Origin of the sequence: Pararobbsia silviterrae, assembly GCF_003628125.1 — a bacterium.
Taxonomy (GTDB): domain Bacteria; phylum Pseudomonadota; class Gammaproteobacteria; order Burkholderiales; family Burkholderiaceae; genus Pararobbsia; species Pararobbsia silviterrae.
On sequence record NZ_RBZU01000007.1, the window covers coordinates 296275 to 308956 of the forward strand.

The window sequence follows — 12682 nt, forward strand, 5'->3', positions numbered from 1 at the left end:
GGCCGGAAAACATCATACGAATAACGGGGTCGTCCCTTTGGCTTTTCAATCTTCACTCCCGTTCGAGCCGGGCGTCCCGCATGCGGATGCCCTGCTGCTGCGCGCGCTGCCGGTACGCGACGGCCATTGGGATGAACTTCGCGAAGATCCCGCCACGTTGCGCGAACCGTGGCGGCGGTTTTTCGAGCTGCTCGGCGAGCATGGTTACGCGAATCTCGGCGCACTCTCGGATGCGGTAAGCCGGCGCGTACGCGACAACGACATCACGTACAACGTCTATGCGGATCAGGGCGGCTCGCGCGCGTGGGCACTCGATCTGCTGCCGTTCCTCATCGACGAACAGGAATGGCAGCGTATCGAACGCGGCGTCGCGCAACGCGCGCGACTGCTCAACGCGATCATCGCCGATGTGTATGGATCGCAGACACTGTTGCGCGACGGATATCTTCCGCCCGCGCTCGTGTTCGGACATCCGGGCTATCTGCGGCCGGTCAAGGGATATGTGCCGCCGAACGGGCACTATCTGCAACTCGTCGCGATCGACCTCGCACGCAACAACGACGGCGAGTGGACCGTCTTGTCTCAGCGCACGGAAGCGCCGTCGGGACTCGGGTACTCGCTCGAAAATCGGCTCATCGTATCCGACATCTTCGCGGAAGCGTTCCGCGAGATGCGCGTGCCGCGTCTCGCGGCGTCGTTCTCGCGGCTCGGCAGCACGCTCGCGCAGTTGGCCACGCATACGATGCGCGGCTCGAACGCGAACGGGCATCCGCATATCGCGTTGCTCACGCCGGGTCCCTATAGCGAAACGTATTTCGAGCATGTGTTCCTCGCGCGCTATCTCGGCATCACGCTCGCCGAGGGCAAGGACCTGACGGTCCGCGACGACGTGCTGTATCTGAAGACGCTCGGCGGTCTCGAACGCGTGCACGTGCTGCTGCGGCGGCTCGACGATGCGTTCTGCGATCCGGTCGAACTGCGGCCCGATTCGACGATCGGCGTGCCGGGCTTGCTGCAGGTCATGCGCGCGGGCAATGTCGTCGTCTCGAACGTGCCGGGTGCGGGTTTCGTCGAATCGCCGGGGCTCCATGCGTTTCTGCCCGCGATCGCGCAGCGCGTGCTCGGTCAGTCGCTTGTGCTGCCCAGCGTGCCGACCTGGTGGTGCGGCGAAGCCGCCGCGCGCGACGAAGCATGCCGGGAACTCGACCATGCCTTCGTCATGCCGACCTGGCCCGGCCGGCACGGCACGCGCCCTGTCGGCATGGAGCAAGGCGTCCAGCATCTCAAGGACTGGCGCGACGAGATCGCGCACGCCCCCGATGGCTATACGATCCAGGCGCCGTTGGCGCTGTCGCACGCGCCGCGTTTCGATGAAGGGCTGCTCGATATGCGCGCGGCCGTCGTGCGCTGCTATGCGATCGGCGACGCGAACGGCGACTGGCATGTGATGCCGGGCGGCTTCACGCGCTTCGCGGCCGAACGCCAGGCCGCCGTGTCGATGCAACTCGGCGGCAGCAGCGTCGACACGTGGATCCTGTCGAGCGAGCCGCCGTCGACGTTTTCGTTGATGCCGGCGCCGCTGACGCCCGCCGATCTGAGCCGCAAGCATCGGACGATTTCGAGCCGCGCGGCCGAGAATCTGTTCTGGTCGGGCCGTTACGGCGAGCGCGCGGAGAACAGCGTGCGCCTGTGCCGGATCATCCTCGGCTCGCTCGAAAGCGACGACAGCAGCGCGCTCTTTGCGACGCTCGTCGAACTCGCGCGACGCTCGAACCTCGTGCCGCCCCCGTTGCCCGGAACGCGCGCGACCTTGCGTGAGTTCGAGCAGACGCTGATTGCGTCGCTCGACGAGAGCAGTCCCTGGCCGAGCGTCGGACACAATCTCGCGGGACAGGCGCGCGCCTCGGGTGAAGTGCGCGGCCGCTTGTCAAACGATCACTGGCGCACGATCATCGCCGCGCGCAACGATTTTCGCGACGCGTTGCGGCGCCTCGCGCCGCGTATCGAGGCGGGTCAGTACAACCGGCTCGAAGTCATGACGGCGCTTGAACGGCTCGCCGTGCATCTGACCGCGATCAGCGGCGCGCAGGGCGACCGGATGACGCGCGATGAAGCATGGCGGCTGCTGTTTGTCGGCCGTCATATCGAGCGTGTGTCGAGCTTGTCGACGTTCCTGCGAACGGCCGCGGCCCAGCACGCGATCGGCACGCACGCGGGATTCGATCTGCTGCTCGAACTCTTCGATTCGACATTGACCTATCGCTCGCTGTATCCGGGTCGATTTCAATTACTGCCGCTGCTCGATCTGCTGGTCGTCGAACCGACGAATCCGCGCAGTCTCTATGGGGTCTACGAGCGCCTCGTCGACAAGCTCGACGATCTGCCGACGCCGGCGGCCCACGCGCAGCGTCCGCTCCTGTCCTCGCTCTTGCCGACGCTCGCCGATCTTCCTACGCTCGAAACCTTGTGCGAGCGCGACGTGAACGATGAGTACACGGCCTTGATACAGATGTGCGATCGTCTTACCGCGTCGATGGCGGCGCTCTCGAACGAGATCAGCGCGCGGTATTTCAGCCACGCCGGCGCGTCGCAGGCCTGGACTGCCGCATGATCCGATCCACGCCTACGTCACGAGTCCCGGTATGAGCACACGCTATCCGACCTTGCCGTCGATGCGGCCGACGGTGTTGACCGTCCTGCATCGCACGACCTATCGCTACTCGACGCTCGTCGATACCGCGCAGCATCTCGCGACCATCCGTCCCATCTCGACGGCTGCGCAGGAAGTGCTTCAGCACGCGGAGCGTATCGAGCCCGAGCCGTCGTATCTGCACAGCCGCGTCGACACGTTCGGCAACGAAGTCGTGTATTTCGCGCTCAATACGCCGCACGAATCGCTGCAAGTGACAAGCGAAACGACCGTGAGATTGCGCGCGCGCTGGACGCACTTCGATCCCGAGGTGACCGAGCCTTGGGAGAACGTCGCGAACATGACGCAATATCGCGCGGGCGCGACGTTCGTGCCTGAAACGGAGTTCTGTTTCGCCTCGCCGTATATCGCGCTGCATCCGTTGTTTCGCGCCTATGCGCTTGAAAGCTTTCCGCCGGGCATGCCGGTCGCGCAGGGCGCGATCGATCTCATGCATCGGATTCACGACGAGTTCGAATATCTGCAGACGACGACGGACTTCGACACACAAGCGCTGCATGCCTTCACGCTGCGCAGCGGTGTCTGTCAGGATTTCGCGCAGGTCATGATCGGTTGCCTGCGTTCGATCGGTATTCCCGCGCGTTACGTTTCCGGCTATCTGCGTACGATCCCGCTGCCGGGCCATGCACGCCTGCTCGGCGCGGACGCGTCGCATGCGTGGGTGTCGGCGTGGTGCCCCGGCACAGGCTGGATTGACCTCGATCCGACGAACGACGTGCTCGCGGACCGCGATCACGTGACGCTCGCGTACGGCCGCGATTACAGCGACGTCTCGCTCTTGCGCGGCATGATTCTCGGCGGCGGCGCGCATGCCGTGGATGTGTCGGTCAGCGTGATGGAACTCTGACTAATCGCACACGATCGAGTCCCCTTGCAGACACGCCTTCGGCGCGCAGCGCGAAGGCGGAAGGTTCGGGAACATTGGCCGTTAGTTGCGTGATCGGACATAAACGCACCGATTCCCGGTTGCGTTCGTCATCCGCTCAGCCGTGCACGCCGATATCCATATCGAATACGCACAGGCTGTCGATGCCGCTTTCGAGCAGTGCGACGAGCGCGGCGCCGAGCTTTTGATGTTCGGGGTGGACGAGATACGCCGTGAGCGCGCCCGCGTCCGCGAAGTCCATCGAGAAACCGGACTCGAACCCGTTCGACCTCCCCTCTTCCGACACATTGCGACCGCTCGAGAAATGCTCGAAGCGGATGCCGTCGATCTTGCCCAGCGCTTCGATCTTGTCGATCAAGTCCTGCTGCGCGGACACGGGAACATCGGGGCGAAATTGGCAAAGCACGATATGGCGAATCGGCATGATCGTCGGCGGATGTCGTGGATGGAGCCCCCAGTCTAATCGCTCGTCGCGAATCCGATCGTGACAGGGCGTCGCCGTGGCTTGCTGGGGCACGACGGCGTTCCGCGAAGCTCGTCGAATCGATCGCGCATCGATGTCGAAACGTCCGCACACCTTGCATATCTCGATCCACATCCGCTCGGCGAACGGCGAACGACATCGAAAACGACAAAACAACCTTTGCAACAAAGTATCCACAAAGATACAATGCGCAACGATTCAACCGACTTTCCCCCCATCGCGTTCCATCAGACGGACGCATTTGCACGATGGCTCGACGCGCTCAGGGATCCGATCGGGAAGGCCAAGATCCTGATCCGGATCAAACGCGCCGAGGCGGGTAACTTCGGCGATTCTGAACCGGTCGGAGAGGGAATTTCAGAGATGCGCGTCGACTTCGGTCCTGGATACCGGATCTACTACGCGCAACGGGGACGCAAGATCTATTTGCTGATCTGCGGCGGCGACAAGTCGACGCAGACAGCCGACATCAGACGCGCGAAGGCGCTCTGGAACGAGTTGAAGGATGACGCATGAGCAAGATCAAGGTGTCGCGTTTCGACGCATCGGAACATCTCCGCGATGAAGCGACCATCGCTGCCTATATCAATGCCGCGCTCGACGAAGGCGATCCCGACCTGTTGATGGCGGCGATCGCGGATGTCGCCAAGGCGCGCGGCGTCGCCCAGGTCGCTCAGGCCGCGGGTCTCGGAAGAGAAAGCCTCTACAAGACGCTGTCGGCAGGATCGAAGCCGCGCCTCGATACGGTCTTCAAACTGCTCGGCGCGCTCAATCTTCGTCTGATCGCCATGCCGCTCGGTGGGAAAAATGCATGACGGTTCGCGCTTCGACACGGACATCGCCGAGCTGTCTCAGCATTTGGGCATGACGTTGCAATGCGGCGTGTGTACATGCGTCGGCGCGCCTCTACGTCCGTTGGGGACCACTCCACCTCGGCGATTTATCCACAAAAACTGTGATCAAAGCTGTGGATATCCCGCGGAGTATTCGACCAAGCCGCTGACGCATAAGCGCTTTTGTGCCGCGCATCGGCTTGCGTCACACCATGTATTCAAGCGCTGACGAAATCGCATCGCATGCATTGACGAACCCCTTCGTATACGGGCGTCGATGCGTTCGATCCGTGCATCATCGGGTGCACGCAAGCACCGCGAAAGCGCCCTATATGCACCCTCTAGACCGTCAAGCGATCGATCAGGTCTTCCGGCGGTGCAGGATCTTGTCTCTGACGCGCTTCGATGCGAACAAGCTTAAATAATCGCGCACGCGTGCACCGTCACTGAGATCGTGCAAGGTATTGAGGTATTCGCGTTCGACGACGTCACGCGGCGTCTTGGTTTCGGCAGCGAGTTGCGCAATGATCTCGCCCTGGGAATGGGTATCGGCGTTCATTTCCTTCCTCGTAAGAAGAGAAAAAATCCAGGCGACACGCTCACGTGAAATGAAATGCACGGCCATAGCGCGATTCAAGATTCATGCCGCTACGGCCCGCCTTTCGCTGTCGTTTGTGTAGGGTCCACGAAAGCCATGTGCCGCGATAGGTAGACCGCGGCCGTCAGATTCTAGCGATCCCGATGCGATTCGTCATCCCGTCTCTCATGATTCGCCTGAACCCAGACCCCGCATGCATCCGCTTGGGCACGACCGCGCCGCGCATGCGCCATGCCTCGCCGAATATGCGCCTCGAGCGCGCAAATCCTTATACGTCCTCTTGCGCGACCGTATCGCCGGCCGCGTCTCGCGCGGGCGCCGTCGGCACATCCGACAAGCCGTAGTTGATCAAGGGACTTTGCTCGAAAATCTCCGCCATCCAATCGACGAAGACGCGCACCGTCGGCGACAGATGACGGTTATGCGGATAGACCGCCGAGATCGGGACCGGTCGATGCCGATGCTCGGGAAACAGCTCGACGAGCCGGCCCGCCTCGACATGCCCATACGACATGAAGTGCCCGGACTGCGCAATCCCAATGCCGTTGAGCACGGCCGCGATATGCGCTTCCGCATCGTTGACGGCAAGCGCGCTACGCATCTTCAGTTCAACCCGATGCCCATCGATCCAGAACGCGAAGTCCATCAAGCGCCCGGTCCGGCTGAAAAAATAATTGACCGCGACATGGTCATGCAGATCGTCGATCGTCTCGGGCCGGCCATGACGTTCGAGATACATCGGACTGGCGACCGTGAGCCGCTGATAGAGCCCGAGCCGCCGCGCGACCAGGCTTGAATCGCTCAGCGTGCCGATCCGGATCGCGAGATCGATCCCATCCTGCACGAGATCGACATTGCGATCGCCGATCCCGATCATGACGTCAACCTGCGGAAAGCGCGCATGAAATTCATGAATGCGCGGCATCACGATCATGCGGCCCAGCGCGCCCGGCATATCGACGCGCAATTTGCCGCGCGGCCCCGTCGTGGCATGCGAAAACGCGGCTTCGGTTTCCTCGATGTCGGACAGGATGCGCACGCAGCGTTCGTAGTAAGCCGCACCGTCGGGCGTCAAATTCAGACGTCGCGTCGTGCGCTGAAGCAGGCGCACGCCCAAGTGCGCCTCGAGACTCTGAATGACGGTCGATACCGTCGGGCGCGGCAGATTGAGCGTATCCGCGGCACGTGAAAAACTGTTCGTTTCGACAACACGCGTGAACACCTGCATTGCCTGAAGCCGATCCATGCGACGTTCCTTTTGGCTGTGCCGCGTTGATATTCCCCGCATCGGCGTCGCGAGGGTCGCCCGCCTCGCGACCCTCGCACGCGAAGCACAGAGTATGCGCTTAAGGCGCCGACCGGCAACGCGACTCAGACTTCGACGACGATACGGCCGACGTGCTGATTTTTCTCAAGCTCGCGATGCGCTTCGACAAGATCGTCGAATTTGAAGCGCTTCGTGATGACGGGCGTCAAGGCGCCCTTCTTGACCGCATCGAAAATGAAATCGGTCGCCGCCTTTTGACGCACGGGATCGGTCGTCGTCGCAAAGAGGTTATAGCCCTCGATCGACAGACGCTTGTAAAGGACCGCGAGCATCGGCAACGGCGTCACGGCCTCGCTCAACGCGCCATAGACGAAAATCCGGCCGCCCGGCGCCATCGCCGCGACGAGTTGCTCGAACGCGGGGCCGCCGACCGGATCGAACGCGATCTGTGCCCCCTTGCCGCCCGTGATGCGCGCGACCTCCGCGACGAGGTCCTGTTCGTCGGTCGCGATCACATGCGCCGCGCCGAGCGCGCGGAGTGCGTCGGCCTTCGCGCGTGTGCGCGTCAAGGCAATGGAGACCGCGCCGACAAGATTGGCCATCTGAATCGCACCGAGGCCGACCGAACTCGATGACGCAGGAATCAGCACGAAATCGCCGGGCTTGACCGCCCCGCTTTCGACAAACGCGCCATACGACGTGATGAAGGGATTCCAGATCGCGGTCGCTTGCTCGAACGTCACGCCGTCGGCAATCCGCACAACCGCGTGCTGAGGCGCGATGACCACTTCGCCATACATGCCGTAGTCGTTCATCGAAAACGCGGGCACCGTGCTCACGGCATCGCCGGGCGCGACGTGACGGACGTTTTGACCGATCGCCTCGACGATCCCGGCAGATTCGTAACCGAGGCGCGCGGGCAGCTTCACGGGTTCGACATAATCGCCGCGACGCCACATCGATTCGGCGCGATTCAAGCCGATCGCCTTGACGCGGATGCGGACTTCGTCAGGGCCCGGCTCCGGCGCGTCGATCTCGACGAATTCAAGCACCTCGGGCTCGCCATATTGAGTAAAACGGACAATGCGTGGCATCGGATCACCTCGAATGAATCGGTTAAGGCCGAATCGGCCGATCCGTCGCGCCGGGCTCGGCGCCTTGCACCGATCGGCATCGGATTGACACGCATTGTCCGCGCGGCCCGCACCGCGATAAATCGCGCCCGCGCTTCAACACAAATAATCTAAACCGAATAATCGACACAGACAGGGCGCACAGTCGCACGGACCGCTCTGCATCACGGCGCGCATGCGCCCCAGGCGCCGAGCGCGAACGGGCCTTTCCGAGCTAGACTTGTCCGTCACGGCGCCGCACCGTGCCCCAATGGCCGCGCGCGACTCGATCGGCGCGCCGCCCGTCCTTGAACCGCCCCCGTCCAGAGGAGCTCCCCCGATGAACAAGTCTTCCGCCGCCGAACATCGCGCCGCCGCCCTGCATACGCCGACCGACCTCAAAGCCGAGGCCACGAAGGACCTCACGGCGGCACTCAACCTCCTGCTTGCCGATTACTTCGCGCTCTATCTGAAGACGAAGAATTTCCATTGGCATATGTCCGGTCCGCATTTCCGCGACTATCACCTGTTGCTCGACGAACAGGGCGATCAGCTCTTCGCGACGACCGATCCGCTCGCCGAACGCGTGCGCAAGATCGGCGGCAACACACTGCGTTCGATCGGCCAAATCGGCAAGCTGCAACGCGTACTCGATAACGATGCGGATTTCGTCACGCCGCAGGACATGCTCGCCGAACTCGCCGACGACAATCGTCAGCTCGTCACGCGGCTGCGCGAAGCGCATGACGTCTGCGACGAACACGGCGACATCGCGTCCGCGAGCCTCATCGAGAACTGGGTCGACGAAGCCGAACGACGCGCATGGTTCCTGTTCGAGGCAAGCCGCTGAACGCACGCGAGTCGTGCATACGATTTGAGGTTACGACTCGATTCGGCATCGCGTGTCATGTCACACGATGCCGATCGATTCAGTGAGTGCTCTGTGCCCGGTGAATCTCGAGCGCGTCAGCGGATCGGCATGGTCGCGCCGCCCACGCGCTCCGCGTACCCTTCGCGCGTGCCGTCGACGTATTGCTCGACGACGGTCGCGAGCAGTTGGACCTGATGCACCGCGTCGTCCGCGATCGACGCATGCGATGACGCATCGAATGCGGGCAAGACAATCGGCGTCGCGCGCGCGTCGATCGCATGGACCAGCGTGTCGCGGCATTGTCCGACCCAGTGTGAAGCCGCCGCATCGACCGGCCCCGCCGTGCTCCGCAGTTGCGCGCGCGCGGCCGTGCCCGCGACACGCCGGCACAGCGCAAGCGCAGTCAATGCGATCCAGTGCGCGCTCGAATGATTGAGCGATTCGAGCCGCGCGCGCTGCAGCGACGCTTCAGCCATATTGCTCGCGAGCCCCGCGGCCCGTCGAATCTGCTCGAGCGCGCGCGTATCGCGCACCGCCTCTCCGAGCGTGTGCTTCAAATACTCGAGATTCGCGGCCAGCGCGGCGCTGAGCCGAGCTTTGAAGTCGTCGGGCTCGCGCGAGGGCCATAAGGTGAACGTCGCGATGAACGCGATCAAGCAGCCGAGCACGTTATTCGTGAGCCGCGCGAGCGCAAAACCGAGTTCATGCGTACCCGGCGCCGCATAGTCCGCGACAAGCACGAACGCCGGCGTCAGGAACATCACGAACAGGCTGTAACTCACGGGCCGCAGCGCCATCGTCGCGACGATCAGCGGAAACACGGCGATCGACACGATGATCGGCGAATGAATCAGGAACCCGATGATGGCGGCGATCAATCCGCCCATGATGCTGCCGACCGCGCGTTCGAGACTGCGCGGCCATGTCGTCGCGATCGACGGCTGCATGATGAGCAGAATCGCCATCGTCGCCCAATACCCGAACGGCAGGTGAAACGCGCGCGCGGCGAGAAAACCGAGCGTCGTCGCGACGCCGCACCGCGCCGCATGGCGCACGCCGATCGCCTGCCAGCTCAAATTCGCGCGCCAGAGGCTCCATCCGCGCGACAGCGCATCGCGGATCGCATCGACGAGCGGCTTTTCGGATTCGCGCGTCGTTGCGATATCGACGGGCGAGATGGCGCCGATCGTCTCGAACGGCTCGCCAAGTTCGCGCCCGAGTCGGGCGGCGAGGCGCGCAAAACGACGATGCTGGGCCGCCGATTGCGCACGATATGCGGCCACGGTCTCGTCGCTGATCGAACGCAGCACCGATTCGAGCGCGCGCAGCGCCCGTACGACACGACCCCGTGATTGCAGCGTTTGATGCTGCCGCTCGCACGCGTCGCTGACGCCGATCAGGAACGAGAAGACGTGCTCCGCATCGGCAAGCGCGATCAGAAGATTCGCATGCCTGTCGCGCAGGTCCGTACGAGAAGGCGCGACGCGTTCGAGCGCCGCGCGCGCGGCTTCGATCGCACTCCGCGCTTCGCCGCGAAAGTGCGCGACGTGATGCGTCCATTCACCGAAATCGGCTTGCGGCTGCTCGACCAAGCGTGCGCAATCCCGACACACATCGGCAAGACGATGAAAAGCGCGTTCGAGCGCCTGCCGGCTGGGCTCGAACGGATGGATGCGCCAGAACAGCAGACTCAACACGGTCGCCCAGACGCAACCGAAGCCATAGACGGCCGCAAGGTTCAACGCGTTGCCGACGGTGTTGACGGGACGATCGATCATGACGACGCAGGCTGTCGCGGTCAGGATCGTGACCTGTGCGACGGCCGGCCCCCAAATGCGGCCGAACGCGCCACCCGCGGAAAACGCGAGCACGGCAAGCGCCGCAGCCGCGATGCCGAGGCCCGACGCCCATGCGGCGAATGTGCCGCAAAGCGTCGAGAGCACGGCGAAACCGGCCATCGACGCCAAGCGCATACGATTCGAACCGGCCGCGTCAGCGAGGCACGTCCAGAACGCTCCGATCGCGGCCCAGGCGAAATCCGGACGATGCAGCACGTCTCCGACGACCAGCATGCTCGTCGACGCGCATGCGGCGCGCAGGCCTTCGGACAGGCTTGTATCGCCGAGCGCGAACGACAGCATCCAGACAGGCCGGTGCCGCGTGAGCGCGTCGCCGGCCGACCGCGTCGCGCGACGCCAGCGGCTCATCGCGCGCAACGACGCGAGAGGCGTCTCGCGTTTGCGAAACCATTGTGAAAATCGCCATGCAGGCGGCAAGCGAAACATCGAATCTCGAACTCCGCGGACAGTCCAGCGCGCATGTTAACGGCAAATGCGCCGGCGCCGAAATGTCAGACATCACACGACGGAATCCCGCGGCGTAATCACGCGAAACGTCAGGTTGATTCGTTCGCCGAGCACCTTGGGCGCCTTCGGGACGCGATGTCGCCATTCGCGTTGCGTGAGGCCGCGCATGATCAACAGGCTGCCATGCGACAGCTCGAGCGTATGGACGACGCGCGTCTTCACATGCTGGAACTGAAACACGCGCGTGACGCCAAGGCTCACCGAGGCAATGACGGGCTCGGGTCCGAGCTCGCGCTCCTTGTCCGCATGCCAGCCCATGCTGTCGACGCCGTTCCGGTACCGGTTGATCAACACGCTATTGAACGTGACGCCGCTTGCGCGCTCGGCCGCACGACGCAGTTCGAGCACGGCAGGCGTCCATGCGCCCGGTACGTTTCGAATGCCCGAGTAGACATAGATGGCCTCGGGATCGCCTTGCCACGCTGTCAAACGCGGAAACGCGACCATGCCCGCGGGCGTCCGCATGACATCCTGCTTCCATTCGACTTCGGCCACGACTTGCGTCTGCAAGGCGCGCGCGACATCGTCGGCAAGCCATGCTGGCTGCCAATCGATGTCGGGTCGAGGCATATCGTCAAACAGATCGAACATGGTGCGCGGCATGCGGCGACGCGAGACGCCGACGCGCGAAAAATTCCCGCGCGGGCGACGTCGACGTATATGACAGCCTGCCGAAAGCTTCGAGGGCGAACCAGAAAATCAGCGGCGTCGTCGCCGCATCGTCGAGCCGCACATCGGTATCGGTATGCGGATAGATCGCATCGGAAGGTCGAGCGAAGCGCGCGAGCATGTCGGGACCATGCCGGCTCGCGAGTCCGAGGTCGGCCAGCGCCTCGTCTTCAACGGCATGCAGCAAGCGCCACGTCAACGCGAAACCGCGGCGTGCATAACGTCCCGCGATATCGTGCACGACGCGGCGCACGTCGGATGCCGCACGATCAAAGGCCAGATCTGAATCCAGGTGATCGGACATCGTGTACTCCATGGAAAAATCGAAGCGAATCGATACTGTGTTTTTGTACAGTATATGCGTTTCACTCGAAAGTCCATGCCCAAAAACAAAACCCCGGCCGAGGCCGGGGTTTCGCGCAATCTGATCAAACTATCGCTGGTCAGACCGGCTTGATGTTCGCAGCTTGCTTGCCCTTGGGGCCGACCTTCGTTTCGAAGGTGACCTTCTGGTTTTCCTGCAACGACTTGAAGCCGTCGACACGGACTTCGGAAAAGTGGGCGAACAGGTCTTCACCGCCTGCATCAGGCGTAATGAACCCAAAGCCCTTCGCATCGTTGAACCACTTGACAGTACCGGTTTCCATCTCTTGTTTCCATAACAGGGTGATTGGCACGACCGATGTCACGACAGTGACGCTTCGAGCGTAACGTCATGCACGCGAATGCATGCAACGCGCAACTCCGTCTTCGCTCGAAGTGGATCGGCCGGCGAACTTTATAGCAAACCAGATTCGGTGGGTCAAATCAGGATATTCCCGTGTGCCGGCGCCGCTAACACGCGTACGTCATATGCATGTGCCCGCATCTGGATTACCCGCATCCG

13 protein-coding genes are annotated in these 12682 nt (G+C 62.9%); 5 read left to right on the forward strand and 8 right to left on the reverse strand.

Features of this window, described 5'->3' with window-relative positions; genetic code table 11:
- Window positions 1–37: 37 nt before the first annotated feature.
- Complete coding sequence (locus D7S86_RS17195) at window positions 38–2611, forward strand: circularly permuted type 2 ATP-grasp protein (protein ID WP_121088068.1); 2574 nt, start codon at window positions 38–40, stop codon at window positions 2609–2611.
- 31 nt (window positions 2612–2642) lie between these two features.
- A complete protein-coding gene (locus D7S86_RS17200) occupies window positions 2643–3557 on the forward strand; it encodes a transglutaminase family protein (protein WP_240648235.1) in 915 nt (304 codons plus the stop codon).
- A gap of 136 nt (window positions 3558–3693) precedes the next feature.
- Here the strand turns inward: D7S86_RS17200 and D7S86_RS17205 are convergent, their stop codons facing one another.
- Complete coding sequence (locus D7S86_RS17205; RefSeq protein ID WP_338069180.1) at window positions 3694–4194, reverse strand: Dabb family protein; 501 nt, start codon at window positions 4192–4194, stop codon at window positions 3694–3696.
- Between D7S86_RS17205 and D7S86_RS17210 the strand changes: the two genes are divergently transcribed.
- On the forward strand, window positions 4102–4596 hold the full coding sequence (locus D7S86_RS17210) for a type II toxin-antitoxin system RelE/ParE family toxin (RefSeq protein WP_338069181.1): 495 nt from the start codon (window positions 4102–4104) through the stop codon (window positions 4594–4596). The genes D7S86_RS17205 and D7S86_RS17210 overlap by 93 nt on opposite strands.
- A complete protein-coding gene (locus D7S86_RS17215; RefSeq protein WP_121088070.1) occupies window positions 4593–4895 on the forward strand; it encodes an addiction module antidote protein in 303 nt (100 codons plus the stop codon). The genes D7S86_RS17210 and D7S86_RS17215 overlap by 4 nt, the downstream gene beginning before the upstream one ends.
- A gap of 379 nt (window positions 4896–5274) precedes the next feature.
- On the opposite strand, the gene D7S86_RS17220 is transcribed toward D7S86_RS17215, so the two are convergent.
- From D7S86_RS17220 to D7S86_RS17230, 3 genes are all read right to left on the reverse strand, one after another.
- Window positions 5275–5472 (reverse strand): DUF3562 domain-containing protein, encoded by a 198-nt coding sequence (locus tag D7S86_RS17220; protein WP_121088071.1) that lies wholly within the window; start codon window positions 5470–5472, stop codon window positions 5275–5277.
- A gap of 307 nt (window positions 5473–5779) precedes the next feature.
- Window positions 5780–6757 (reverse strand): LysR family transcriptional regulator, encoded by a 978-nt coding sequence (locus D7S86_RS17225; protein WP_121088072.1) that lies wholly within the window; start codon window positions 6755–6757, stop codon window positions 5780–5782.
- Between the two features lie 125 nt (window positions 6758–6882).
- On the reverse strand, window positions 6883–7872 hold the full coding sequence (locus D7S86_RS17230) for a zinc-dependent alcohol dehydrogenase family protein (RefSeq protein WP_121088073.1): 990 nt from the start codon (window positions 7870–7872) through the stop codon (window positions 6883–6885).
- Window positions 7873–8230: 358 nt separating this feature from the next.
- Here D7S86_RS17230 and D7S86_RS17235 point away from each other — a divergent pair, with 358 nt between their 5' ends.
- On the forward strand, window positions 8231–8740 hold the full coding sequence (locus D7S86_RS17235) for a Dps family protein (protein WP_121088074.1): 510 nt from the start codon (window positions 8231–8233) through the stop codon (window positions 8738–8740).
- A gap of 116 nt (window positions 8741–8856) precedes the next feature.
- Here the strand turns inward: D7S86_RS17235 and D7S86_RS17240 are convergent, their stop codons facing one another.
- The 4 genes from D7S86_RS17240 to D7S86_RS17255 form a co-directional block, all read right to left on the reverse strand.
- On the reverse strand, window positions 8857–10968 hold the full coding sequence (locus D7S86_RS17240; RefSeq protein WP_158602006.1) for an FUSC family protein: 2112 nt from the start codon (window positions 10966–10968) through the stop codon (window positions 8857–8859).
- Window positions 10969–11118: 150 nt separating this feature from the next.
- Window positions 11119–11718 (reverse strand): alpha-ketoglutarate-dependent dioxygenase AlkB family protein, encoded by a 600-nt coding sequence (locus D7S86_RS17245; RefSeq protein ID WP_121088076.1) that lies wholly within the window; start codon window positions 11716–11718, stop codon window positions 11119–11121.
- A complete protein-coding gene (locus tag D7S86_RS17250; protein ID WP_240648237.1) occupies window positions 11702–12100 on the reverse strand; it encodes a DUF2471 family protein in 399 nt (132 codons plus the stop codon). Before D7S86_RS17250 ends, D7S86_RS17245 begins: the two co-directional genes overlap by 17 nt.
- Before the next feature lie 139 nt (window positions 12101–12239).
- Window positions 12240–12443 carry a cold-shock protein gene (locus D7S86_RS17255; protein ID WP_121088078.1) on the reverse strand — a complete coding sequence of 68 codons (204 nt, stop codon included), beginning with the start codon at window positions 12441–12443 and terminating at the stop codon, window positions 12240–12242.
- Window positions 12444–12682 lie beyond the last annotated feature (239 nt).